Here is a 23,394-nt window from a genome sequence, read left to right on the forward strand (position 1 = left end):
GCCTACTCTCCTGCGGCCCAAAGCACCAGATCGCTATGGCCCAGCGCCACCAGTTGATCCGCCGCCGCCCAAGCACGCAGGCCAGAGCGGCAGGTCAGAACGGTGCGTGCTTGCGTGATCGGCAAGGTCGTCAGCGCCTCCATACCCAAGCGTATGGATTGCGGGTGGGGCAGCGGCGCCTCTGCCTCGGGGCGCAATTCGATCACCCGATCCTGCGCGGTGATCTGATCCACACTGACAAAGCGATGCCCCGTCACCTCTGGCGCGCCCTCAAATCGGAAGGATGACACGCGCCAAGCAGCCAGATCCACCTGCATCATCTGCCCCAATGGCGAAGGTTCCAGCCCCAACAGACACGACAATGCCATCTGCGCCTGCAACGCGCCCAGCGTGGCGACCGCTGGCCCCATAACGCCCGCCTCGACGCAGGTTTGGCGCTGGGTCGGCAGGTCAGGAAACAGCGCCCGATAGGACGGCGCCCCACCACAAAATCCGCCCACATAGCCTGAACGCCCTAGGACCGAGGCAGAGATCAGCGGCACCCCAGCCGACAGGCAGGCATCCGACAGCGTATAGGTGGCGGCAAAACTGTCAGCGGCGTCCACCACCAGATCGACGCCCTGCAAACTCGCCGCGACCGACGCCGCATCCAGATAGGCCACTTGCGCAGACACAGAAACCTCTGGGTTCAGGCCCAGCACCGCCTCTGCCGCCACAACCGCCTTGGGGCGGCCCAGATCAGCGTGGCGAAACAGGGTTTGACGGTGCAGGTTGCTCTCTTCGATGACGTCCCCGTCGATCAATGAGAGGTGCCCAACACCCGCCCCCGCCAGCGCCGGAATCACGGTCGCGCCCAGTCCACCGCAGCCCACCACCAGAACCCGCGCCGCCCGCAGGCGGGCCTGTCCCGATGCCCCGACCTCGGGCAATTGTTCCTGGCGGCTGTAGCGGCTCACCGGCCTGCCTCAGCACCAGTGATCTTCAGCCATTCCTGCGTGCGCGCCTCTGGCGTGTCTGACAGCATGATGTCGGTCACCACGGCCGCGCTATCGGCGCCGGCAGCAAAAACGGCAGGCAAACGGTCCGGCGTCAGGCCACCGATGGCCACCAGTGGCAGATCACCCACCCGCGCCTTCCATCTGCTGAGTTTTTCCAGACCCTGCGGCGCCCACTTCATCTTCTTCAGCTTGGTTTCATAGACCGGCCCCAGCGCCACATAGGCAGGATCGGCGGCCAAGGCGCGTTCCAGCTCCGCCTCATCATGGGTGGACAGGCCAAAACGCACCCCCTTGCGGCGCAACGCGTCGAGGTCGGCGGTATCCAAATCCTCCTGCCCGAGATGGACGAAATTGCAGTTCAGATCCAACGCCAGCTGCCAGTAGTCGTTCACAACCAATTGCGCGCCATGCACGGCGCAGAAATCACGCGCCCGCGCGATCTGGCGGCGCAGCTCTGCCTCTGGCAGGTCTTTCAGGCGCAGCTGCACCAGTTTCACGCCATGCGGTACCAACAATTCAAGTTGGCTGACATGACCAACGATCAGATAAAAGGGATCCATTACATGCCCTCACTTGCACTAAAATCTGCCATTCCAAAAATCGGGGTCGAGGCGGCGGCCATATCGCGCCGTGGCATCAACCCCGCCTGTGCCGCCATCTGCCCTGCACGCACCGCCTGACCAAAGGCGGCGGCCATCGCGACAGGATCCAGCGCCTTCGCCACAGCGGTGTTCAACAGGACCGCGTCATAGCCCAGTTCCATCGCCTGCGCGGCCTGCGACGGCGCGCCGATACCGGCGTCTACCACCAGCGGGATATCGGGGAAATGCGCCCGCATCGCGCGTAGACCGTCGATGTTTCGCAGCCCCTGTCCCGACCCGATGGGCGCCCCCCAGGGCATCAGCACCTGACAGCCGGCCTCCACCAGTTTTTCGCCAAGGATCAGGTCCTCCGTGGTGTAGGGAAAGACCTCAAACCCATCCGCACACAAAACCCGCGCCGCTTCGACCAAGGCGAAAGGATCGGGTTGCAAAGTGTCGGCGTGGCCGATCACCTCTAGCTTGATCCAGTTGGTTTGAAACACCTCGCGCGCCATCTGGGCAGTTGTCACCGCCTCAGCCGCAGTGTGGCAACCGGCGGTGTTGGGCAGGATGCGGCAGCCGCTGGCGGCGATCAGATCGCGAAACCCCGCACCGCCCTGCCCCTCGCGGCGCAGGGAGACGGTGATCACCTCTGTGCCGGATGCTTGAATCGCCTGCTGCAACACAGCGGGTGAGGGATATTGCGCGGTGCCCAGCATCAGGCGGCTTTCCAGTTCTACGCCGTAAAACATCACTCAGCCCCCCTGCATGGGCGACAGGACCTCGATCCGGTCGCCATCCGATAGCGTATGGTTTGCCCGCGACGGGCGCGGCACAAACTGACCGTTCACCGCTGTGGCGACCGCTGCCGCCTCAAACCCCTGTTCGGTCAACAGATCCGCCAAAGTCACGGCCTGAACGGTGACGCCTTGCCCGTTTACATCAACCTGCATTTTGCAATCCTCCCATCAGGGTATCGGCCAATTGTTCCGCCAAATGCGGCGCCATGAGGAAGCCGTGGCGATACATCCCGTTGAGGTAAAACCGCCCGTCCAACTGACGCAGAACGGGGATGTTGTCGGCAAAGGCGGGGCGCAGACCTGCGCTGACCTCAATCACCCGCGCCTCGGCAAAGGCGGGGTGGACGGTGTAGGCCGCCGACAAAAGCTCCATCACCGCGCGCGCCGTAACCGGCCCGCTATCGGCGCTTTCCACCATTGTGGCGCCGATCATATAGCGCCCTTCGCCACGCGGAACGATGTAGCAGGGGAACCGTGGATGCAGCAGCCGCAGGGTCCGGCTAAGGGTCACATCAGGTGCGTCCACCAACAGCATTTCGCCCCGAACGGCCCGCAGGTCCGGCAGATGATCACGCGCGGCCCAACCGCGACAATCGATCACCTGACCGACCTCATCCCCATCGGTGGCAAAGGTCACGCCCAGCCCATCCGCACGGGTGCGCAACAGGCGCAGCGCGGCGCGCGGGTCCATATGTGCCTCTGCGCCAAAAAACAGACCACGTGCAAAGCGCCCTTCCAGCGCCGGTTCCAGTTCGGCGGGCCTAGACCATACGTGACCGGATGTTGCGCGCGCGAAACGGTCCAGCTCCACCTGATCGCGGCTGGGGGCAATGACCAACGTGCCGCGCCGGGTGATCGGGCCGATGCGGTCCTGCCACCAGTCAGCAGCGGTTTGGCCGATCTGCACCACCAAATCCGGCGCGCTCTCGCCTTCGCAGAAGGGGGCGATCATGCCGCCCGCCAACATCGAGGCCGGTTGCGCAAGGCCCGGGTCAATGACCCGAACCTCCGCGCCCCGTTCCGCCAGCACCGTGGCAGCGCACAGCCCCGCCACGCCAGCGCCCAGAACCGTGCAGATCATTCCGCCGGCTCCACCTGATCAGCGGGAATATACAGCTCCCCACCTTCTTGGAACTTCGCCGCCATTTTGGCGAAACCCTCGGCCTTTTCTGCCTCAGCCCGGATGTCGTGGGAAATCCGCATCGAACAGAACTTCGGCCCGCACATGGAACAGAAATGCGCCACCTTATGGGCCTCTTTCGGCATGGTTTCATCGTGGAAATCACGCGCGGTTTCAGGGTCCAGCGATAGGTTGAACTGATCTTCCCAGCGGAATTCAAACCGCGCGCGGCTGATCGCATCGTCACGGTCCTGCGCGCCCGGATGCCCCTTGGCCAGATCCGCCGCGTGGGCGGCCAGTTTGTAGGTGATCACGCCAGTTTTCACGTCATCACGGTCCGGCAGGCCAAGGTGTTCCTTGGGCGTCACGTAACACAGCATCGCGCAACCATACCACCCGATCATCGCCGCGCCGATGGCGCTGGTGATGTGGTCATAACCCGGCGCGATGTCCGTGGTCAGCGGGCCAAGCGTGTAGAACGGTGCCTCATGGCAATGTTCCAGCTGTTTGTCCATGTTGGCTTTAATCTTGTGCATGGCGACGTGGCCCGGACCCTCGATAAACACCTGACAGTCACGGGCCCAGGCGATCTTGGTCAGCTCACCCAGTGTTTCCAATTCGGCAAACTGCGCCTCATCATTGGCGTCCGCGATGGAGCCGGGGCGCAACCCGTCACCCAGCGAGAAGGAGACATCATAGCGGCGGCAAATCTCGCAGATCTCCTCAAAATGTTCATAGAGGAAGCTTTCGCGGTGATGATGCAGGCACCATTTCGCCATGATCGACCCACCGCGCGACACGATGCCCGTCACCCGTTTGGCGGTCATCGGCACCATGTGCAGGCGCACACCGGCGTGGATGGTGAAGTAATCAACGCCCTGTTCGGCCTGTTCGATCAGCGTGTCGCGGAACACTTCCCATGTCAGATCTTCGGCAATGCCGTTCACCTTTTCCAGCGCCTGATAGAGCGGCACGGTGCCGATCGGCACGGGGCTATTGCGGATGATCCAATCGCGGATGTTGTGGATGTTGCGGCCCGTGGACAGGTCCATCACCGTATCCGCACCCCAGCGGGTGGCCCAAACCATTTTATCCACCTCTTCCTCCATCGAGGAGGTGACAGCAGAGTTGCCGATATTGGCGTTGATTTTGACCAAGAAGTTGCGCCCGATGATCATCGGTTCCAACTCGCGGTGGTTGATGTTGGCGGGAATGACGGCGCGGCCTTGGGCAATTTCCTGACGGACAAATTCCGGCGTCACCAGATCGGGGATGGAGGCGCCGAAATCATGACCGTCGCGTTCCTTTTCCCATGCTTTGATCCGGCCGTTGTTTTCGCGGATCGCCACGAATTCCATCTCAGGCGTCACGATCCCAGCACGGGCATAGGCCAGCTGGGTAACGGCCTTATCCCCCACCGCACGCAACGGCGCGCGTTGCTGTGGGAAGGCAGGGACCAGCTTGTCACCCTTGGCAAAGCCATTGTCGGCGTCGGTGACGGCGCGGCCCTCGTAGGTTTCAACATCACCGCGCTCTTGCAGCCATGTGCCACGGTTGTCAGCCAGACCTTCGCGGATGTTAATCTCTGCCGCTGGATCGGTGTAGGGGCCAGAACTGTCATAGACCGTGACCGGCGCCTCGTCGCCGCCCACATGGATCTGGCGCATCGGCACGCGCAAGCTTTGGTGCGTCTGGCCGTGGACGTAAATTTTATAGGATGCGGGCAGCGGGCCAGTGGTGATTTTGGCGGCGGTCTGATCCACGGCATTTTCTGCGGCGGTTTTGGTTTCAGTGCTCATGGCGTCTCCTCAAGCGTTGATCTCGAAAAGACCCAAGCCGAACGATGAGGCAGAAAGAGACCGCACTGATCCCATGAAAACAGGGCCCAAATGCGGCCCAAAGAACGCACTGCGTCCCTTGGTCTCCCTACGCCAGTGTCAACTGGGTCAGGTTCTAAGGGTCGCGTCGCCGGTGCAAGGTTGCCCTTGCGCCTGTCAGCCTCTCAGTCTCCTTGGTGAGACTCCCCCGACAAGGCGGAACATGGGCCGCAGGTGCCCTAGTGTCAACGGGCTTCCCGCCGCTCTTGCGTCGGGGGCGGCAGCGATGGCATGAAAAGATCAGTGAAATCAGGGGCAAAGCATGGTGAAATTTTCTGCGAACTTAGGATTTCTGTGGGCGGACCTGCCGCTGCCAGAAGCGATCCGCGCTGCCAAACGTGCCGGATTTGATGCGGTTGAATGCCATTGGCCCTATGATGTCGATCCAGCAGAGGTCCGCGCCGCGCTGCAGGAAACGGGCCTACCGATGTTGGGTCTAAACACCGTTTTGGGCGATCCAGCGGCGGGGGAATTTGGCCTAACTGCGCTGGTAGATCGTGCCGAAGATGCGCTGGCGGCGATAGATCAGGCCATCACCTATGCAGCCAAAACAGGCACGTCGAATATTCATGTCATGGCAGGCAAAGCCGCAGGAATTGAGGCTGAGGCCGCGTTTATCACCGCCCTGAAAACAGGCTGTGACCGTGCGCAGGCGTATGGTTTGACCCTGTTGATAGAGCCGATCAATGATCACGACGTGCCGGGCTATTTCCTGACCACACCGGATCAGGCGGCGGCGATCATTGATCAGGTCGGCGCGCCCAATTTGGCGATGATGTTTGATTGCTACCACGTCGCCCGCATGGGTCTGGATGTGATCGCAGAGCTGGACAAACATCTGCCCCGCATTGGCCATATCCAATTTGCAGGTGTCCCAAATCGCGGCCGGCCGGACCAAGGGACGCTCAACTACAAAGTGGTTTTTCAACATCTGAGGCAGCGCGGTTACAACGCGCCATTGGGGGCAGAATACCGCCCCCAAGGCGAAACCGAAGCCTCTCTCGCTTGGATGCAAACACTGGTTTAGGCGGCCTGCGCGACCGCGCCCAATGCTGCCATCACCCCAGCGGTATCCAGCATCCGGTTTGAGAAGCCCCATTCGTTGTCATACCAGCTGAGGACGCGCACCATGCCGCCCTCGGTCACTTTGGTCTGATCAACAGCAAAGATAGACGAATGCGGGTTGTGGTTAAAGTCGGTTGAAACCAAAGGCAGGGTGCTCTGCGCCAGCACGCCCTTCAACGGGCCGTCCGCAGCAGCCACACCGATTGCTGCATTCACCTCTTCGACCGTGACCGGACGGGTCGGCATAAAGGTCAGGTCCACCACCGAAACATTGGGCGTCGGCACCCGAATAGCGGATCCGTCCAGCCGCCCTTTCAGGTGTGGTAGCACCAGCGCTACCGCCCGCGCTGCACCGGTTGAGGTGGGGATCATCGAAACACCCGCGGCCCGCGCGCGATAAAGATCTTTGTGCATGGTATCCAGCGTTGGTTGATCGCCAGTGTAGGAATGCACCGTGGTCATATAGCCGGTCTCAATGCCAAAGGCGTCATCCAACACCTTGGCCACTGGCGCCAGACAGTTGGTCGTGCATGATGCATTGGACACAATCCGATCTTCGACCGTTAGCGTGTGATCATTCACACCATAAACCACGGTACGATCCGCATCCGTACCCGGCGCCGAAATCAATACACGGTCAGATCCGTTTTCCAGATGTTTGGCTGCCAGTTCGCGCTTGGTGAACAAGCCTGTGCATTCCAACGCGATATCTACATCCCCCCAAGGCAGAGCAGCAGGATCACGTTCGGCAGTCACACGAATTTTGTGGCCGTTCACAATCAACATGTCACCGTCGACGTGTACGTCGGCATTCAATGTGCCATGGACGCTGTCATACTGCAGCAAATGGGCATTGGTCGTGACCGGACCCAAGTCATTGATCGCAACAATTTCGACGTCTTTACGGCCGGATTCGATCCAAGCACGCAACACACAGCGGCCGATGCGGCCAAATCCATTGATGGCAAGTTTCGTTGTCATTTTGATGTTCCCTCCTCGGCTTGCCCGAATAGCGCGCCAGCGATGCACCGTGCCCGGCAGGCAGGTTTGCTTCATCCGACGCTCGAATCATGATAGCGCTAACATCATCTAGAGGCGCAGCCCCTAGAAAGCGAGTAAAATTTTCACGACAGTTGGTTTTCTGCGATTTGCTGCACATTGGACGCCCACCCAACACCCGCCAAACGATCCAGACCGCAAGAGTTGTAGGCACAAGCGATTGACACGCGCGGCGAAAGCGGCAAATCAAAGGAAACCCCGCCCGCCGGAGCCCAAAATGTCTGCGTCTAAATCCCTCCTTCACGACACCGCCCCCGCCGAAGTTCTCGCTCTGGGGCAAACAGGTATTTTGGTGCGGTTCGGTCGCCATGCGTCAGATGCGGCGACAGCGGCCTGCCTTGCCTTCAACGATGATGTGCGCGCGGCAGCGTTTTCCGGTGTCACCGATGTGGTGCCCTCTCTCACATCCGTTCTGGTTCAATTTGATCCCACAGTGACAACACGTGCCACCCTCGGCGCAGCCTTGCAGCCATTGATCGACGCCCGACCCACAAACGCGCAGCTGCCTGCCGCCAAAAGGCGTTGGCACATTCCTGTAGCCTTCGGCGGTGAACACGGTCCTCAGCTGCAGGATTTTGCCGAACACAGCGGCCTAACGCAGGCACAGATCATCGCTGATGCACAGGCTACAGACCTGCGTGTTCTGGCAATCGGATTTGCCCCAGGACAACCTTATCTAGGTTATTTGCCAGACACTTGGCAGGTTCCCCGCCAACGCGAGCTGACGCCGCAGGTTCCTGCGGGCGCCATTGTCACGGCAGTGCGCCAGATGGTGCTGTTTTGCAATGCCTCGACAACTGGTTGGCGGCAAATTGCACAAACAGGGTTTCGGCCATTTCTACGCGAACGCAGCGAGGCGTTTGTACTGCAACAGGGCGACGCACTACGACTGCACCAAGTCAGCGACAGTGAGTATCGCGCCTTGATTGCGCAAAACAACGACGGCTTGGGCGGCGCCCGGCTGGAGGTGCTGACATGAACGCGACCCTTCACATTCACCGCGCGGGTCCCGCAATGTCGGTTCAGGATCTGGGCCGACCGGGCTACATGGCACAGGGCATCGCAACAGGTGGGGCAGCTGATCGTTTGGCCCTGCTGGAAGGTGCCGCATTGCTGCAGTCGCGCAGTGTTTTACCCGCAATCGAAATGGCCGGTATGGGGGGCAGTTTCAGCGTCACCGCCCCCTGCCGCTTTGCCCTGACAGGCGCACCTATGCGCGCCACATTAGACGGTGAACCACTGGGCTGGAACGAGAGCCACTTGATCACCCCCGGTCAACGTCTGGATATCGGCAGGGCCAATGCTGGGGTTTATGGCTACCTTATCTTTGCCGCGATGCTGGATGTGCCTGCATGGCTGGGGAGCGTCGCGACACAGGCTGCATTGGGCATCGGCGCCCTTTTGCAAGCTGGCGATAGTTTAATGATGCACGCAGACCCAGATCCAATGGCCGCCACCCGCCGCCTGAAGGTCGAGGATCGCCTTTCCGGTGGCACATTGCGCATGTTGCCCGGCCCGCAGACATCGCTGTTCGCCCCTGAAACGCTTTCGCGCGCACTGGCGACGGAATTTCAGCGCGATGCAGCCGCAAACCGCCAAGGCGTGCGCCTGCACCATGATGGCGCACCTTTCCCAGCTGATGATGCGGCGGCGCTGGCGTCGGATTTCATCTGCGCGGGTGATGTGCAAATGACAGGCGACGGGGTGCCCTATGTGTTGATGGCAGATTGTCAAACGATGGGCGGTTATCCACGCCTTGGCACTGTGCTTCCGCAGGATTTACCCAAGCTGGCCCAGTCCTCACTTGGGGCCAAATTGCAACTGTCACTGATCACACTGGACGAGGCAGATCGCCTGTACATGTCAGAGGCAAGCCAGCTGAACACCTTAATGGCCAAGGCCGACGTGAAAATTCGCGATCCCCACCAAATCCGTGATCTGCTGAGTTATCAGTTGATCAGTGGTGTGACCAACGGCGACGACCTGGACCGCGGGGGAGAGGCGTAAACCCTTACCCAGCCTCGCGTTGCTTGGGGCTGGCGTCACGTCGATGCTCCAGCGCCACGCAATATTCGAAGAAATCCCCAACACTGCCCCATCCGGTTTTCATGCCCCCGTCCACAGTCGCCAGAGCAACCGCTTCAGGGGCGGCATCGGGCAGGATCAGGTCCAGCCGTTTCAAAACCGTTGCCAGATCAGACAAGATCACCGCATCCCCCGACTGGGAACGGGCGCATTGCAGACCAACACCTGTTGCGCCTTCAGGGCAGTGTTCGTTACCAGCAAGCGCCCACAACGCCCCCTGATGGCCCGCGCCATATAAAGCAGCGCCGGCGTGCGCTCCTGTGGGGGTTTCACGCAGCAGGATACCCTCCATATCAACGCAGCAAAGGCTTCCGTCGCTATTTTGATAATGGCGACGATAAATTCCGATACCATCCACCGATGCGGTCACACCCTCACCGCGTCCGAAACGGCGCAGTGTCATGCCAATCGCTGCGGGAGCGACAGCGCGCGCGATGACCGTACTGGTCTGCGACACGGACTGGCCAGCCAAGGCACTATGCCAGCGCCGTCCGGTTTCCAGTGTGGCAAAGGCCCCATCACCATCCCAATCCCGCATCCAACGGCAAAGGTTGGCAATATGATCGCTATCCGAAATATCTGCATCTGCGAGCCCCGGATGCACAACCGGATCACCGCGACGCGCGCATTCCCCTGCCAACACTTGCCAGCTGGACAGCACACCGGGCTGGCGGGTTTGCCGATCCAAAACCAACAAACCGGCCGTACCTGTCGCCCCACACAAACGCCCAATTGAATTGCCCGACTGCACTCTTGCACTTGCCACTGGGGCTGCAACAGCGGGGCGCGTCGCATCGACGCCACTATAATAGCTGGCGCAGACCTGATGCACAGCGATGCCAGCCACAACAGTAGGGATCATCGCTCGCTGCCCGCGTGACAGAACGACATCGTCGCGCAGGTGCAAACGTAAAACGATCTGATCACCGTTGGCAGAGGCCGTGGTGGGCGGCAGGCCCAGATCAACACCGGACACCCAATCAAAAACAGACAGCCGCGCCCATAATGCGTCGCGCGCCTGCACAAACTGGCGGAGCGTTGACTGTTGCAATGCAGCGGCGGCAGACATTTCCTGTCCTTTCGATGATCATCCAATTGCGCGCGGCGGCACCTTGGCCATCACACCGCATTGAGTTGCGAATAGGTTCACACAAACTGAGACTGGTTCATCGCGTCGAGCGTTCGACAGGACCAAGAGGCCATGTCCTCATGAGTTGGGGCGCGTCCAGTCGAACGCTCGACAGTCGAGTTTGTGACATATCTCCGTGAAGCCAGCGTGATCTGAAAAGGCCACGGTCCCCTAATGAAGCACGGACCACACCAAAACCCTGCCGCGAGGGCGCATCAAAATTCTGACCCTTCGGTTCAGAATTGTGTTAAGTTGAATTAATATTCTTATGGCTTATGAGAGTTTTAGAACGTGTCGCGGCAGGGGGACGCCCGCACAGATCTAGCTTTCAGTCGATTTTTACTGCTCAGCCCCCGATGCGAAAGACGGTTTATGACCAAACCAGCAGAACGCATGGCCAATGCAAATCGCGCCATCCGTGCCACGATTGTGGTGCGGGGACGGTTTGTGCTGTCTGCGTCCGAAGGGCAGGATCTGACACCGCAACACCGCAAAGTACGAGGCATTCTGGCACTACTCGCTATGACACCCGGGCGGCGGTGTTCACGCGCTTGGTTGCAGGCCATGTTGTGGTCGGACAAACCCCCTGAAAAGGCAGCAGCCAACCTACGTCGTGCCCTCGCCAATCTGCGCAAGGATCTAGGGGATAACGCCGATCTGATCGGCGCCGACCGGCTAGAGGTCTGGCTGTGCAACAGCATTGCAGTCGACGATAAGCCCGCGCTGGCGGGACGCGCTGAACTGCTGGAACTGGTGGATGCCCCTGACCCCGCCTTTGACGATTGGTTGCGCGATCTGCGCGCAGGTGATGTTGCACGCAGCGCGAATTCACCCGAACCGCCAACACCGCCCAAGACGGCGCCGGAAAACGCCGCTAAGGCCATAGGAAATCAGATTACCGCCCCCCACGGACACAGCGAACAGGGGGGAACCGTGTTCGTGATCCGCCCGCTGGAACGCAATGGTGGCGGCGAAGCGCAGTTTCTGGAAATGATGCTGGTTGATACCCTGTCATCCCGTCTGGAAGCTGAAGGCGCAGATGAGATCTTTGCCGCCGAAGAACCGGATCCCGAACGGCTGGGACGGGCCAGCGCAGTTGTCTATCTGGAATTGACGTCCGTGGTTGCTGCAGGGTGGTGGAATGTGCATTTGCGCGCCCTTGCCGACCGCGAACGGCGGTTTCTGTGGTCCGGCCGTTTGCGTCTGCCGATGGATATGGGCCAATTGGCCGATGGAGCAGAAGTGCAGGCATTTGCCTCTCGCGCATTGGCGCAGGTTTTGTTGCGGTTCAGGTCACTGCGCCCGGCCCAACAGTCCCCGCTGATGTCAATGCACCGGGCCATTTCGCGGCTTTATGTATCCGACCTAGACCAGTTGAACAAAGCCGAGGGCGAGTTGATCACCCTCAGCAGTGGCGAAGGTGCGGCTGTGGCACTGGCATGGAGGGCATTTGCGCGTTTGGCCCAGTCAATGGAATTTGCCAACGGCAACACCGATCTGGCCGCCGAAGCCGAGAGCCTGGCGAATGAGGCGTTGTCGCTACGCCCGGCCAATCCTTTGATCTGTGCAATGGGCGCGCGTGTTGCGCTAGATTTAAAGGGCGATCTGGACCTTGCCGAACACCTATCGCGCGCCGCGCTTTATAGCGATGACGGCAATCCCTATGCTCTTCAGGCGCAATCGCGTTTTGCCCTGCTGCACGGCGATGTGGATGCGGCACATCGTGCGGCACTGTCTGCACGTAAGGCAGCGGATGGGCTGCCACATGTGTTCGCCTGGGATATGGAGTTGCCTGACCGCATTGGGCAAAGGCGACATGCGCGCCGCACTGGACGCCGCGCAATCCGCACACCGCAACAATCCCTCCCATCGTGCCGCACTGCGCTATCTGGTTGCCCTACGGCTACTGGTCAATGACCGCACAGGCGCCGAAGAGGCCGCGCAAAAACTGCGCCGCTATGAGCCCGGCTTTACCTTTGATCAGCTGCGCGACGAAGATTACCCCATGCTAACGCTGCGCAATACCGGGTTTGCCGCCCAATTGGTGATCTAGACGGCCGCCCCCCGCGCAATGACCAACGGATAGGCGGCGCGCCAATGCAACGCGCCGCCTTTTGCAATCACGCACGCTGGCCAGCCACCAACGCCGCGGCAAGCGATGTGCCCGCAGCGCGGTAGCGTCGTGGGCTGCCATTGCCCAGAACCGCACGACGCCCGAACGGCCCGATCGACCGATACTCAGATTGTGCCCCATAGCTTAGGTCTGCCCATTGATCCGGTGGCATCCCGTTTAACGCGTTGCCGCTGTACCAACTCTGGGCGGTGGTCGGGTCCGGCTTGGCAGACCATTGCGCGCCAACTGAGGTGATCTGCGCCTGTTGATGAGTGGCCAGCAAAGATGCCGAACCATCCCGCAACACCAATGCCCCCGCCGGCGCCGCACTGTCGTCTAGGAACGGATATCCTAGCGGGTCCCGCAGGGGGCGCACCCCATCCTCCACCCAGCTGCGCCGTGACGGGGCCGAGGGATCGGGATCGAACCCGACCTCATCGCGCAGCACCCAGGTCTGAACCGCGCGACCTTTGCGCAGTTTCACCTGCCAGCGGCCAAAAGGTGCGTGCGACAGTCCGGTGTTTCGGGTGGCAGACGGGGTGAGACTGATCCGTGTGCGCCACATGCCACGGCCCAATGGCTCATCCCAAACGGCACCAATCGCGCGACCCTGATACAGAATTCGCCCCAATGCTGCACGTTTGCGGCGCAGTTTCAACTTGCTTCCATCCGGCGCGGTAAGACGTAGACGGGCGGGCCGGCCTTGATAGATCAACTCCAATGTGTTGGCAGAATGATCATCAGGCTGGATCCGCCAACCAACACTGCGCCCAGCTGTCAGCCGCGCATGGGCCTGATCCTGCAGGTGATTGCCCATTGGCACCACCATTTCAACATCGACCCCAATATTGCGATAGGACGCCAACAGCGCACTTAGCGCCGAAACCAAAGGCGCGGGCACGCCCATGCCCTCCTGTGGACCACCAAGGAAGCCGAAGGCAACCAGCATCACCATACGGAAGGGTTTGGTATCAGACCGGGCGGCGATCACCTGATCAATCAACGCCCGAACCGCAGGCACCAGAACGCCGGTCATCAAGCCACCTGTCAGATCACGCACCACATCTTGGGGCAACTCCATACCGTGCAGGCGTGCATCTGCAGGCGCAGTGGACAAGATCATCTCACTCATCGCGGTACCGTGCGCCATCTCATCCGGTGGAAACAAATCGCGCCCCTTTGGGCCAGGTGCATAGACCGAACTGGGCATCAAAATCGCCAACTGACGGCGATTTTCACGATCGCCGGGGATCGAATGTCCCCGCGCCACCATGTCGGACAGCTGCTGTGCCGTCAGGACCTGCGGCCCAACAACCTGCCCCGCCTGCAAACGCAACCCACTGAATGTGGCAAAACGCGACTGCCCGTTCGGGTCCGTAAACGCAGGGTTCCAGAAGGCAATCCCCGCATCCAGCACCGCCATTTCGGCTACACCCTGGTCCGCTTGGCCGGTACGCGATGGCGGCAACGCTTGTGCCAGCGCGGAACTACCGGTCGCTGCGGCCGTATCACGGCCTGCCAGAAACGATGGCTCCGACGGGTCACCGCCCATATCGACAATCGCCTGCGCCAGGCGGTCCTCGGCCATCAGCGTCGCCAACGGTTCCGCCAGATGGTCCACCGCATAAGCCCCTGTGCCGGCCGCATTCACCTGTTGATACAAAAGCCGCGTCACCACCGGCTGCCCGGCAGCAGGCGGTGCCAGCAATTCCGGTACGCCTGCAGGCAGCAGATTAGCGGGGACGTGACTGGGATTTGAAATATCCTCGAACGTCAGCATGTTATGCCCCGATTTCCTGAGCAACCTTTTGCATGGCAATGGCCAACACATCATCGCGCCCCGTCGGGGCCGGCGGGTTCAGACCCCCGGTTTTTTCAGGAGCGCCGCTCAACCACTCCACCGTCTGCGAAGGATCAGCCTGATGCGCGGCATAGGCCGACCAGACGCCCGTTTCACCGGATGCCGACCAATACTGGTCCACCTCCGCCACAGTCGGCGCGGTTGATGTCAGTCCCAAACGCTGCGCAAAGATCGGCGCCACTGCCGCAGCCAGTTTGCGCCCCATCCACCCATCATGTTCATAATGCACGCCCGAAAAGATACGGTTTTCCTCAATCCGGGCTGCGATCAGACGCAATTCTGTGCTGGCACACCCAAACATCAACGCCTCCATTGCAAAGGCCATTGCATAGGCTTCGCTGGCGTGTCCACTGGGACAGGCGGCGTGCGCCGGCGTCGCAATGATCGGCGATACGGCAGACGACAGCTGGATCGGGCGAGGCGCATTCAAAAGGTGTTTCGCCTGCACCACCACCTTACCAATCGCTGCCAAGACAGCATCCAGAACAGCCATGGTCATCGGATGGCTGTAGCGGCTCATCGGATAGCTAAGCCCAAGAAAGCTGAGAATATCCGTTTGCTGTGCCACAATTTCACCCGCGCGTTCAGCACGCAGCCACCGACGGTCCAGAACAGGCTGCAACGCGGCCTTGGCCTTGGCCGCCCCATCAGGCGCGTTAGGATCGCTGGGAAATGGGCTGGTCATTTCACAAATCACCGCGCCATCCAGTTTCACCTCAACCGTGTCGGCGGCGCTGTTAGACATGGCAACGCTCAGGCCCTCAGCCAGTTTTTCTGTCATCATGATATGACGATGTAGCGGCTGCAAACGCGCCCACGCCATTTCCCAACTGGGCAGCGGCACATGGTTTGACACGCTTGGATCCGCCTGGCCCGGCAGGGTCAACGCTACAGAATCCAAGGTCAAACTCAATCCCAGGGAGCCCCCCTGCCCCGCATGCGCCATCCCCGGCCCACCCTGTGTTTGTTGGGTTTGCTGCGTCTGTTGGGTTTGCTGTGTCTGCTGGGTCTGTTGTGTTTGTGCAAATGGCATTGGGGCCTCCCTTAAATTTTATCCAGCGCGGCGAAACGAGATCATCAAATATTCAATCTGCGCCTACGCGCGGTCTGCAATGCCCAAAAGCTTAACCAGCAAATCCACACAGGTCGCCAAAAAAATGTGCCCGTACTAAGCCGCTTGGCAAAGACCGTGTTTTGCGCCACTCATAGGGCAAACGGGCAATCCCCTAGAAAATTGGACGACATGATGTTGAGTATTGAGACCATTCTGGCCTTTAGCGCCACCAGTGCGCTCTTGGCTTTGATGCCGGGGCCGGACAACCTGTTCGTGCTGACGCAATCGGCGCTGGTGGGACGGCGTGCCGGATTGATGGTGGTGCTGGGCCTGTGCTGTGGGCTGGCGGTGCATACAGCGGCGGTGGCGCTGGGGCTGGCGGCAGCGATGCAGGCGATGCCCGCGGCATTCACCGTACTGAAAACGGTTGGCGCGGCCTATCTGGTCTATCTCGCTTGGGGCGCGTTTCGCGCGGGCGCGTCGGGCGGACCTGGGCAGGACACGCCACGTTTGAGTTCGGGCAAGCTGGTTGCACGGGGATTTGTGATGAACATCACCAATCCCAAAGTGGCGATTTTCATGCTGGCATTTCTACCGCAATTTGTCGTCGCCGATCAGGGTAATATTGCCGGACAGATCCTGTCTCTGGGTCTGATTATGGCGCTGGTCACCCTGGTGGTCTTTGGCGGTATTGCGTTGGCCTCGGGATTTGCCAGTGAAAAGATTGCCGGTTCAAGCCGCGCGCAGGTGATCATGAACCGGATGGCCGGCGTTGTCTTTCTGGGGTTGGCATTCAAACTGGTGACGCAGAAATAGGGTCTACGCCACCCACACGAACCACACACGAAAAAGGGCCACCCAAACGGGTGGCCCTTTCTATTTCTACAAACGCAGCGTTTAGCCTTTGGTCGAGATCAGCTGCTGGGCGACCAGATCGTGATCCAGCCACAGAACGGGACCGGCGGGATCGCTGGCTTCGCCGAACATCAGCTGACCAGTGGCATTCACCACCTCATGGCTCAGCACGTCGCTGACCAGCACTTTGCGGTCCTTGTGCAGAGCAACAATCGCCTGCGAGGTGCCAACAGTTTTTTCAACCTGTTCGCCGCTGTTGGGCATGGGCCAAGCTTCGAAATTGTTGAAGGGCTGCATCACCGGATCCAGCTGATAGTCGTTCACGTCTTTCAGCAGACCTTCGACGGTGGCGCCATCCTTCAGCAGATCCTGACATTGCTGCCACAGGGCATCCACCCATGCACCGCCACCTTCCTTGCGCAGCGCTTCCAGCAGAGGCAGCAGCGACAACTCGATGCCCGCAAACACGTCGGACGAGTTGGTGCGGATTTCAGGGCAGTTGAAGACGGTCGCCTTGATGCCCTTTTCGAACGCCGCTTGCGCGTGGCCTTCGAGGTTCATCTTGGCGTAGCCTTGGGTGTAGTTGGTGTAGGTCTGCCATTTGTATTCGCCGTCAATCAGCACGCGGGTGCCGTGATAGCCATAGGCGGTGTAGCGAACCTGACCGCCCTCGCCCTCAATACGGGTGCGAATGGCGCTGCTGGCTTCGATCAGGTGGCCGAAGGTGTGCGCAGTCACCTCATCAAAGTTTTGCAGGATCAGCTTGCCCAGATCGCTATCCACCAGCGACTGCGACGGCATGTAACGCGCGCCGCGACCTTTGTAGATGCGGTTGGCGATCGCCATGAACACCTTAGCCCGCGGAATGCCGCCGGCCATGGTGTGGGCAAAGAACACGTTCTTGCCGGCGGGGATCAGCGCGTCCAGCTGCGCCATAACGTCGGCCAGCGCAGCTTTGAAACGGGTGACGCCGATTTCACGACAACGGTCGATCAGGTCAAAGTCCAGCTTGTGGTCCTGCCAGCCATCGATGGTCATTTCGCCCACCAGATCGGTCGGGTTTTTCTCGCCCTCAGGCGCGTCCATGTCGAAACCGGCCATCAGAGGCACGTTGATGATCTTGCCGCCCAGGTTTTCCTCGGCTGCGGCGTGCTCTTCTGCGGTCAGCGCGCGCAGGCTGCCGTCGTCTTCGCGGCGGCCAACGGTAATGCCGACAACGGTCATGCCCGCCGCTTTGGCCGCATCAATCAGGCCGGTGGCATAGCCCCGACCAAACAATTCACCGAACAGGACGAAAATGTCGCCCTCACCATAAAGGCTGTTCTTGCGGATGGCGGTCAGCGGAATGGAGTTTTTCATCTCGGCCTTCTACTCTTGCTCTTTAGCGTTTGTTTCGCGCACAGCCAACGACAGCACGCTGCAATAATGACGTTACGACAAGCGCAACACTTGCCCCCAGATACCGCGCTTTTTCGCCCTGTACCATCAACAAGATCACATTCTTGTAATTTCATCACGATTTATACGCGTTTCAACCGGAAAACGCAGAGTTTTCCGGTTAGCTTCCCAGTGTTAGCAGCAGATGACAGCCTAGAAATGAATACTCAGGCCGCTTTGCCCGCAACATTCGGAGTTGCTGAAGCAGAATTTGCACCCTTGGTGCAGGCCTGATGCAGTTCCGTTGTGGTCGCAATCGCCTTGAGCCGCAGTTCAGAAACCGCAGATTTCTGAACCGACATTTTCTGTGCCACCTCTTCTAGGTTTTGCGGCAGATCATCCGCCAGATCAGCGGCGCAGGCCGCGCTCAGGCGGGCAGACAGGCGGTCTATCTCGGACCGGTGCTTTGCTGCTTCATCCGCCAATTCGGCAAATGCATTGTGGCAGCGCGCCTCTAATGCCGCGGTTCTGGCGCGCAGCGCCTTGGCCGCCGCAACCTGTTCAGGAGTTGGTCCTTCCTTGGCGGCGGCACGCATTCCGGGCCGCACAACCTTTCTACGCCCCGCTTCGGCAGTTTTGGCAGGCCCCGCAATAGAGCTGCCACCGTCCAGCGCATCAAGCTTTTCCAGAAAGCGCACTTTCTCTGTCAGGATCGCTTCGATCACTTTTTCCAGATCCTGAACCAATCGCACAAGATCACGCCGCAATACATCCTGACGCTGCTGCAATCGCAGCGACGGCCGGAAAAATGCCAAAAGGGGTCTCAGAAACTCAAACACAACGACCTCACACAGGCCCGCTGGGTATGGGCCTATGCATCCGGTAACGACATGCTGCGGTCTTTGTTTAGGACAAAATGCGCAGCGATGCGGCCTCAGGCCGCTTTTGCATCCGGGTCAAGGAATCGTGCCATCCACGCCACGCTGGTCGCGGTATCATCCTGTCCATCGCAAGACGCCAGCGCAGGATCAGCAACGGCCGTGCCAATACGATCAACCCGCTTGTTGATCAGATCACGGTTGATATCGGGATTGAAATCAGGGTGCTGCTGAATGGCCAGAAAATGATCCGCAATCGTGAAACCGCTTATCGGACAGAACGCACTGGACAGGAACACATCCGCCCCTTCCGGTGCTGCAGACACCTGATCCTGATGCATCGCATGCAACATCACACCCTCGGCCTGTCCTGCAAACGATGTTTCGCGAACCACGTTGACCGGCATAATGCCCACGCCCCAGCCTTTGGGGCTACGCACCACTTCACCACCCAACGCATGAGCGATAGCCTGATGGCCGTAGCACACGCCGATCAGTTTGATCTGCTGCGCGTGTACCGCGCGGATGAAGTCAAACAGGCGATGCTGCCAATCCAGATCCTCAAACACCGAGTATTTGCCGCCGGTGATGATGTAGCCATCATAGGCATCAGGTGCAGGCAGATCGTCCTTCACCGCGCTGATCACAGTCCATTCAGCCTGTGGCATATGGCGAATCAGGGCCTGTTTGAACCGTTCAGGCGATGGCAGGTGTTTCGGTTTTTCGCCCGGTTCGGTGTGGCCAATGTGAAGAATGCAGATTTTCATGATCGTCCTCGTACGGCGCCAATGCGCCCTGACTGAAGTCCAAATGCTGCCCTGTCCCTACTGCGGGCGGCAAAACATGAAAACGTTATTCAAAAAGCTTATTACCCTATAATCCACAAGGCATAACGAAATCTTATGCCTACTTTGAGCTAATCAATAAGATTTTCGATGAAGCGCGCAGCAAATAAGGTCGAATCGCAACTCGAACCCAGAACAGGCGCACAAACGTTATGTCTTCGCACCCATCAATCATAAGCAGAAACACCCCACATCCGGCACTGACGGTATCCCACGGGCAATCCCCGCTTATGCTGTCCTTCCCTCATTCGGGCGACGTTTACCCCGATGATTTCGGGTACCGTGAGGATCTCAGCTATTCTGACATCGACCATCCATCCGACAAATACATGGATGAGATTTTCGCCGAGGGCCGCGAACTGGGCCTAAGCACGATTAAGGCAAACTTCCCCCGAGCTTATGTGGATGTAAACCGCCACCAGCATGACATCGACAAGGATATGCTGGATGATCCTGACAACTGGTTTGGCCGGTTCCTGCCCGGTTCCGTTCAGGCAGGCGCCACGCTGTTCTGGTCGAAATCCTATGAAAAGCCACTCTATGACCGTAAGCTGACGCTGGCAGAGGCAAAGGCGCGCATCGCCAAATACTTCATCCCCTATCACCAAACCATGACCAGCATGGTTGAAGGTCTGCGCCAAGAGCACGGTGAAGTTTATATCGTCGATTGCCATTCCATGACCCGCTATGATCGCAAGATGCGCGGCGGCACCGAACGCCCGCAGGTCGACATCGGGACCCGCAACGGCCATTCCTGCGCACCGGATCTGACCGAAAAGATGGCCCAACTGTTCACCGATCGCGGCTACGAAGTCGGGATCAACAAACGGTTTATTGGCGGTGAGATCACCCTGCGCTACGGCTGGCCCGACATCGACCAGCATATCTTGCAGGTCGAATTGCGCCGTGACCTCTACATGAACGAGGCCACCCGCGAGCGGAACGAAAATTTTGCCAAGGTTCAGGCCGACTGCGCCGAGATCCTGCGTGAATACAAAACCTACGTTGAAAACAGAACGCCGAAACAAACGGCGCGTGTTGCCACCTAACCCCACGGGAGACACCATTATGAAAACCACCCTGTCCCTTCTGGCACTGGCCGCCACTGTGGCGCTGCCCAGCGTTGCCTCTGCTGACACGCTGCGCATGGCCTTTTCGTCCGCGCCGCGCTCTATCGACCCCTATCCCTTCGGCGGCGCCCCGACCGCATCGCTGAAAGAACACGTGTTCGAAGCACTGGTTGCTGCCGATGACAGTCCCCTTCTGGCCGAAGGCTGGAAATGGACCAGCCCCACCACGCTGGAAGTGAAGCTGCGCGACGGCATCAAATTCCACAATGGCGCCGATCTGACCGCGCGCGACGTTGTCTACAGCGCCTGCCGCATGGCCTACAAAGTTGACGGTAAACGCAATCTGCTGACCAGTTCCATGGGTCCGATTGCGGATGTTGTCGCGGTAGATGACCTGACCGTCCGCTTTGAAACCAAAGCCCCCTACCCGCTGTGGGTCCAAAAGATGAAGTTCCTGTCGATCCTGACAGCATCTGACGCGGATGTCCCCGCAGGCCCGATCAAATTTGACGCCGAAGGCGACTGCGGCATCGCGGCCTATCCGACCCGTTCGGATTTCGAAAAAGGCGATGCGGCGATCGGCACCGGCCCGTTCACCATGGTCAGCTTCGACAAATCTGGTGAGGCGGAACTGGCCCGTTTTGACGGCTACTGGGGCGAAAAATCCGACTGGGAAAAAGTCGAAGTGCGCACCATCGGTAACGCAGGTGCCCGTCTGGCTGGTCTGTTTGCAGGTGACTTCGACCTGATCGAAAACCCCACCACCGAAGATCTGGCCGCACTAGAAGCAAACGACGACTACGCCTTCACCTCGATGCCGTCGTGGCGTTCGATCTTCCTCGTCATGGATGTGAACCCCGAAGGCGCCAAAGGTGTGACCGCCGAAGATGGTTCTGCCCCGCTGGCCAACCCGCTGGTACGTCAGGCTATGTCGCTGGCAATCAACCGTCAGGCAATCGCAGATCGTCTGTTTGGTGGTAACGCGACCGTGGCGAACCAATTCTCGCCCTCTTACCGTGCTGGTGCGCCTGAAATGCCCGCACTGGAATATGATCCGGTTAAGGCCAAAGAACTGCTGGCAGAAGCAGGCTATCCCAACGGGTTCTCCGTTGATTTCGCCGCCCCCGCAGATCGCTATGCAAACGGCGCCCGTGTGGCGCAGGCGGTGACGCAGTACCTGTCGCGCGTTGGCATTCAGGTGAACCTGAAAACCCAACCTTGGTCGGTCTTTGCCGGTCAGCGTAAAGAGCGTGAATTGGGCCTGTTCCTCTATGGTTGGGGTCACCCGCAGGGTCCGGCGCAGATGATCTCCTTTGCCTTTGCATCGCGTGACAAGGCGCTGGGTCTGGGATCGTCCAACTATTCGAACTACGCCAGCCCCGAATTTGACGCAGCGATCAAGGCATGGGCCGTAGAAACCGATCAGGCCAAAGCAGACGGTTATGTTGCAGACGCAATGAAAGCCGTAATGACTGACCTGCCCGGCATCCCGCTTTACTACCAGCACAGCATCTGGGCGCACCGTTCGGATCTGGAAGTAAAGGGTCGTCAGGACGAGCGGACCAACGCAGCAATGGTCAGCAAAAAATAAGAAAAACTTACGCGCCGGATCACTCCCCGGCGCGTCTTTTTAAACGGAGGGGGCAGGAATGCTAAGTTTTGTTCTACGACGATTGGGCCAGAGCTCTATTCTGATCCTGATTATGTCGATCCTAGTATTTGTCGGCATGTATGTCGTATCGGATCCGGTCGCCGTTCTGGCCGGTGAGGATTTCACCGAAGAGGACCGGATTGCACTGGCCGAAGAGCTGGGCGTGAACCGCCCCCTTGTGGTGCAATATCTGTCGTTCCTGAAAAACATCGCGCAGGGCGATTTTGGCACCTCCTTTGTTTATAACCGTCCGGTTCTGGACCTGATCCTTGAACGTCTGCCAGCCACATTGGAGGTGGCCGTGCTGGCAATCGGTATCGGCCTGACCATCGGTATTCCGCTGGGCATCTATTCCGGCCTCAACCAGCGCAAACCTGCAACCAAGGCAATCAGCTTTACCACCACGGTAGGTTATTCGATCCCGAACTTCTGGCAGGCGCTGCTGTTGATCCTGTGTTTTTCGGTCTGGCTGAAATGGCTGCCCGCTTCGGGCCGTGGCGACACCACCGATCTGTTCGGCATTCCGGTGTCTTTCCTCAACTGGGACGGGCTGTCGCATATGCTGCTGCCAGCGATCAACCTTGCGATCTACAAGATCTGTATGCAGGCGCGCCTGTCGCGGTCCGGCACACAGGAAGTGATGTATCAGGACTATATGACCTTCGCCCGCGCCAAGGGTATTGGCCGTGATCGCCTGATCCGCCGCCACCTGATGCGCAATATCCTGATCCCCATTGTGACCATCACCGGTCTGGAACTGGGCGGGCTGATCGCGTTTTCGACTGTGACAGAAACCGTGTTCTCCTGGCCCGGCATCGGCAAGCTGCTGCTCGACAGCATCCACCATGCGGACCGTCCGATTGTGGTCGCCTATCTGATCCTGATCACGCTGATGTTCGTGACCATCAACTTTATCGTCGACGTGCTTTACGCGCTGCTCGACCCGCGCATTCGCTATAAATAAGGGGGCCGAGAG

Annotated in this window: 22 protein-coding genes; 9 read left to right on the plus strand and 13 right to left on the minus strand. The window is 59.5% G+C overall.

Going from position 1 to position 23,394, the window contains the following annotated elements:
* Positions 1 to 2: 2 nt before the first annotated feature.
* Genes TM5383_RS06830 through thiC form a run of 6 tightly spaced genes read right to left on the minus strand, consistent with a single transcriptional unit; the run spans position 3 to position 5,298 of the window.
* Positions 3 to 956, minus strand: a complete 954-nt coding sequence (locus tag TM5383_RS06830; RefSeq protein WP_058318258.1) for a HesA/MoeB/ThiF family protein — start codon at positions 954 to 956, stop codon at positions 3 to 5.
* Positions 953 to 1,558: a thiamine phosphate synthase gene (locus tag TM5383_RS06835; RefSeq protein WP_058318259.1), complete on the minus strand. Its 606-nt coding sequence runs from the start codon at positions 1,556 to 1,558 to the stop codon at positions 953 to 955. Before TM5383_RS06835 ends, TM5383_RS06830 begins: the two co-directional genes overlap by 4 nt.
* The gene (locus TM5383_RS06840; RefSeq protein ID WP_058318260.1) at positions 1,558 to 2,331 is read right to left on the minus strand and encodes a thiazole synthase; all 774 of its coding nucleotides are present in this window, start codon (positions 2,329 to 2,331) and stop codon (positions 1,558 to 1,560) included. Before TM5383_RS06840 ends, TM5383_RS06835 begins: the two co-directional genes overlap by 1 nt.
* A 3-nt stretch (positions 2,332 to 2,334) precedes the next feature.
* Positions 2,335 to 2,532 (minus strand): sulfur carrier protein ThiS, encoded by a 198-nt coding sequence (gene thiS / locus TM5383_RS06845; RefSeq protein ID WP_058318261.1) that lies wholly within the window; start codon positions 2,530 to 2,532, stop codon positions 2,335 to 2,337.
* Complete coding sequence (locus tag TM5383_RS06850) at positions 2,522 to 3,460, minus strand: FAD-dependent oxidoreductase (protein WP_058318262.1); 939 nt, start codon at positions 3,458 to 3,460, stop codon at positions 2,522 to 2,524. The genes thiS and TM5383_RS06850 overlap by 11 nt, the downstream gene beginning before the upstream one ends.
* The gene (thiC, locus tag TM5383_RS06855) at positions 3,457 to 5,298 is read right to left on the minus strand and encodes a phosphomethylpyrimidine synthase ThiC (RefSeq protein ID WP_058318263.1); all 1,842 of its coding nucleotides are present in this window, start codon (positions 5,296 to 5,298) and stop codon (positions 3,457 to 3,459) included. The genes TM5383_RS06850 and thiC overlap by 4 nt, the downstream gene beginning before the upstream one ends.
* 340 nt (positions 5,299 to 5,638) lie before the next feature.
* Here thiC and TM5383_RS06860 point away from each other — a divergent pair, with 340 nt between their 5' ends.
* Positions 5,639 to 6,403, plus strand: coding sequence for a hydroxypyruvate isomerase family protein (locus tag TM5383_RS06860; protein ID WP_306345449.1), 765 nt, complete (start codon positions 5,639 to 5,641; stop codon positions 6,401 to 6,403).
* On the opposite strand, the gene gap is transcribed toward TM5383_RS06860, so the two are convergent.
* Positions 6,400 to 7,422, minus strand: a complete 1,023-nt coding sequence (gene gap, locus TM5383_RS06865; protein WP_058318264.1) for a type I glyceraldehyde-3-phosphate dehydrogenase — start codon at positions 7,420 to 7,422, stop codon at positions 6,400 to 6,402. The two genes, TM5383_RS06860 and gap, sit on opposite strands and share 4 nt — an antisense overlap.
* 295 nt (positions 7,423 to 7,717) lie before the next feature.
* On the opposite strand from gap, the gene TM5383_RS06870 reads away from it, so the two are divergent.
* Together TM5383_RS06870 and TM5383_RS06875 are read left to right on the plus strand one after the other, a co-directional pair.
* Entirely contained in the window at positions 7,718 to 8,479 is a 762-nt protein-coding gene (locus TM5383_RS06870) for a 5-oxoprolinase subunit B family protein (protein WP_058318265.1), read from the plus strand.
* Positions 8,476 to 9,507, plus strand: a complete 1,032-nt coding sequence (locus TM5383_RS06875; RefSeq protein ID WP_058318266.1) for a 5-oxoprolinase subunit C family protein — start codon at positions 8,476 to 8,478, stop codon at positions 9,505 to 9,507. Before TM5383_RS06870 ends, TM5383_RS06875 begins: the two co-directional genes overlap by 4 nt.
* 4 nt (positions 9,508 to 9,511) lie before the next feature.
* Here TM5383_RS06875 and TM5383_RS06880 read toward each other — a convergent pair whose 3' ends face one another.
* A complete protein-coding gene (locus tag TM5383_RS06880; protein ID WP_058318267.1) occupies positions 9,512 to 10,654 on the minus strand; it encodes a hypothetical protein in 1,143 nt (380 codons plus the stop codon).
* A gap of 432 nt (positions 10,655 to 11,086) precedes the next feature.
* Between TM5383_RS06880 and TM5383_RS06885 the strand changes: the two genes are divergently transcribed.
* Together TM5383_RS06885 and TM5383_RS06890 are read left to right on the plus strand one after the other, a co-directional pair.
* A complete protein-coding gene (locus TM5383_RS06885; RefSeq protein ID WP_058318268.1) occupies positions 11,087 to 12,631 on the plus strand; it encodes a hypothetical protein in 1,545 nt (514 codons plus the stop codon).
* A complete protein-coding gene (locus tag TM5383_RS06890) occupies positions 12,531 to 12,767 on the plus strand; it encodes a hypothetical protein (protein ID WP_058318269.1) in 237 nt (78 codons plus the stop codon). The genes TM5383_RS06885 and TM5383_RS06890 overlap by 101 nt, the downstream gene beginning before the upstream one ends.
* 67 nt (positions 12,768 to 12,834) lie before the next feature.
* Here the strand turns inward: TM5383_RS06890 and TM5383_RS06895 are convergent, their stop codons facing one another.
* Both TM5383_RS06895 and TM5383_RS06900 read right to left on the minus strand, forming a co-directional pair.
* Positions 12,835 to 14,607, minus strand: a complete 1,773-nt coding sequence (locus TM5383_RS06895) for an FAD-dependent oxidoreductase (RefSeq protein ID WP_058318270.1) — start codon at positions 14,605 to 14,607, stop codon at positions 12,835 to 12,837.
* Position 14,608: 1 nt separating this feature from the next.
* Entirely contained in the window at positions 14,609 to 15,721 is a 1,113-nt protein-coding gene (locus TM5383_RS06900) for a phosphatase PAP2 family protein (RefSeq protein WP_058318271.1), read from the minus strand.
* Between the two features lie 210 nt (positions 15,722 to 15,931).
* On the opposite strand from TM5383_RS06900, the gene TM5383_RS06905 reads away from it, so the two are divergent.
* Positions 15,932 to 16,558: a LysE family translocator gene (locus TM5383_RS06905; protein WP_197407370.1), complete on the plus strand. Its 627-nt coding sequence runs from the start codon at positions 15,932 to 15,934 to the stop codon at positions 16,556 to 16,558.
* Positions 16,559 to 16,639: 81 nt separating this feature from the next.
* Here the strand turns inward: TM5383_RS06905 and TM5383_RS06910 are convergent, their stop codons facing one another.
* The 3 genes from TM5383_RS06910 to TM5383_RS06920 all read right to left on the minus strand — a co-directional run bounded on the left by TM5383_RS06910 (position 16,640) and on the right by TM5383_RS06920 (position 19,619).
* Positions 16,640 to 17,956, minus strand: coding sequence for an enoyl ACP reductase FabMG family protein (locus tag TM5383_RS06910; RefSeq protein WP_058318272.1), 1,317 nt, complete (start codon positions 17,954 to 17,956; stop codon positions 16,640 to 16,642).
* Positions 17,957 to 18,201: 245 nt separating this feature from the next.
* Complete coding sequence (locus TM5383_RS06915; protein ID WP_159438551.1) at positions 18,202 to 18,726, minus strand: hypothetical protein; 525 nt, start codon at positions 18,724 to 18,726, stop codon at positions 18,202 to 18,204.
* Positions 18,727 to 18,908: 182 nt separating this feature from the next.
* Positions 18,909 to 19,619: a type 1 glutamine amidotransferase gene (locus TM5383_RS06920; RefSeq protein WP_058318274.1), complete on the minus strand. Its 711-nt coding sequence runs from the start codon at positions 19,617 to 19,619 to the stop codon at positions 18,909 to 18,911.
* A 308-nt stretch (positions 19,620 to 19,927) separates the two neighbouring features.
* Here TM5383_RS06920 and TM5383_RS06925 point away from each other — a divergent pair, with 308 nt between their 5' ends.
* The 3 genes from TM5383_RS06925 to TM5383_RS06935 are packed head-to-tail and all read left to right on the plus strand — an operon-like array spanning position 19,928 to position 23,382.
* Positions 19,928 to 20,746, plus strand: a complete 819-nt coding sequence (locus TM5383_RS06925) for an N-formylglutamate amidohydrolase (RefSeq protein WP_058318275.1) — start codon at positions 19,928 to 19,930, stop codon at positions 20,744 to 20,746.
* A gap of 19 nt (positions 20,747 to 20,765) precedes the next feature.
* Complete coding sequence (locus tag TM5383_RS06930) at positions 20,766 to 22,358, plus strand: ABC transporter substrate-binding protein (protein ID WP_058318276.1); 1,593 nt, start codon at positions 20,766 to 20,768, stop codon at positions 22,356 to 22,358.
* Between the two features lie 58 nt (positions 22,359 to 22,416).
* Complete coding sequence (locus TM5383_RS06935; RefSeq protein ID WP_058318277.1) at positions 22,417 to 23,382, plus strand: ABC transporter permease; 966 nt, start codon at positions 22,417 to 22,419, stop codon at positions 23,380 to 23,382.
* Positions 23,383 to 23,394: the final 12 nt, after the last annotated feature.

The organism is Thalassovita mediterranea (assembly GCF_001458435.1).
GTDB lineage: Bacteria > Pseudomonadota > Alphaproteobacteria > Rhodobacterales > Rhodobacteraceae > Thalassobius > Thalassobius mediterraneus.

Excerpts from the sequence above, each read along its gene's own strand:
- TM5383_RS06835 (WP_058318259.1), bottom strand. The coding sequence starts at position 1,558 with ATGGATCCCTTTTATCTGATCGTTGGTCATGTCAGCCAACTTGAATTG.
- TM5383_RS06840 (WP_058318260.1), bottom strand. The coding sequence starts at position 2,331 with ATGTTTTACGGCGTAGAACTGGAAAGCCGCCTGATGCTGGGCACCGCG.
- thiS (WP_058318261.1), bottom strand. The coding sequence starts at position 2,532 with ATGCAGGTTGATGTAAACGGGCAAGGCGTCACCGTTCAGGCCGTGACT.
- TM5383_RS06850 (WP_058318262.1), bottom strand. The coding sequence starts at position 3,460 with ATGATCTGCACGGTTCTGGGCGCTGGCGTGGCGGGGCTGTGCGCTGCC.
- thiC (WP_058318263.1), bottom strand. The coding sequence starts at position 5,298 with ATGAGCACTGAAACCAAAACCGCCGCAGAAAATGCCGTGGATCAGACC.
- TM5383_RS06860 (WP_306345449.1), top strand. The coding sequence starts at position 5,639 with ATGGTGAAATTTTCTGCGAACTTAGGATTTCTGTGGGCGGACCTGCCG.
- gap (WP_058318264.1), bottom strand. The coding sequence starts at position 7,422 with ATGACAACGAAACTTGCCATCAATGGATTTGGCCGCATCGGCCGCTGT.
- TM5383_RS06870 (WP_058318265.1), top strand. The coding sequence starts at position 7,718 with ATGTCTGCGTCTAAATCCCTCCTTCACGACACCGCCCCCGCCGAAGTT.
- TM5383_RS06875 (WP_058318266.1), top strand. The coding sequence starts at position 8,476 with ATGAACGCGACCCTTCACATTCACCGCGCGGGTCCCGCAATGTCGGTT.
- TM5383_RS06880 (WP_058318267.1), bottom strand. The coding sequence starts at position 10,654 with ATGTCTGCCGCCGCTGCATTGCAACAGTCAACGCTCCGCCAGTTTGTG.
- TM5383_RS06885 (WP_058318268.1), top strand. The coding sequence starts at position 11,087 with ATGACCAAACCAGCAGAACGCATGGCCAATGCAAATCGCGCCATCCGT.
- TM5383_RS06890 (WP_058318269.1), top strand. The coding sequence starts at position 12,531 with ATGCGCGCCGCACTGGACGCCGCGCAATCCGCACACCGCAACAATCCC.
- TM5383_RS06895 (WP_058318270.1), bottom strand. The coding sequence starts at position 14,607 with ATGCTGACGTTCGAGGATATTTCAAATCCCAGTCACGTCCCCGCTAAT.
- TM5383_RS06900 (WP_058318271.1), bottom strand. The coding sequence starts at position 15,721 with ATGCCATTTGCACAAACACAACAGACCCAGCAGACACAGCAAACCCAA.
- TM5383_RS06905 (WP_197407370.1), top strand. The coding sequence starts at position 15,932 with ATGATGTTGAGTATTGAGACCATTCTGGCCTTTAGCGCCACCAGTGCG.
- TM5383_RS06910 (WP_058318272.1), bottom strand. The coding sequence starts at position 17,956 with ATGAAAAACTCCATTCCGCTGACCGCCATCCGCAAGAACAGCCTTTAT.
- TM5383_RS06920 (WP_058318274.1), bottom strand. The coding sequence starts at position 19,619 with ATGAAAATCTGCATTCTTCACATTGGCCACACCGAACCGGGCGAAAAA.
- TM5383_RS06925 (WP_058318275.1), top strand. The coding sequence starts at position 19,928 with ATGCTGTCCTTCCCTCATTCGGGCGACGTTTACCCCGATGATTTCGGG.
- TM5383_RS06930 (WP_058318276.1), top strand. The coding sequence starts at position 20,766 with ATGAAAACCACCCTGTCCCTTCTGGCACTGGCCGCCACTGTGGCGCTG.
- TM5383_RS06935 (WP_058318277.1), top strand. The coding sequence starts at position 22,417 with ATGCTAAGTTTTGTTCTACGACGATTGGGCCAGAGCTCTATTCTGATC.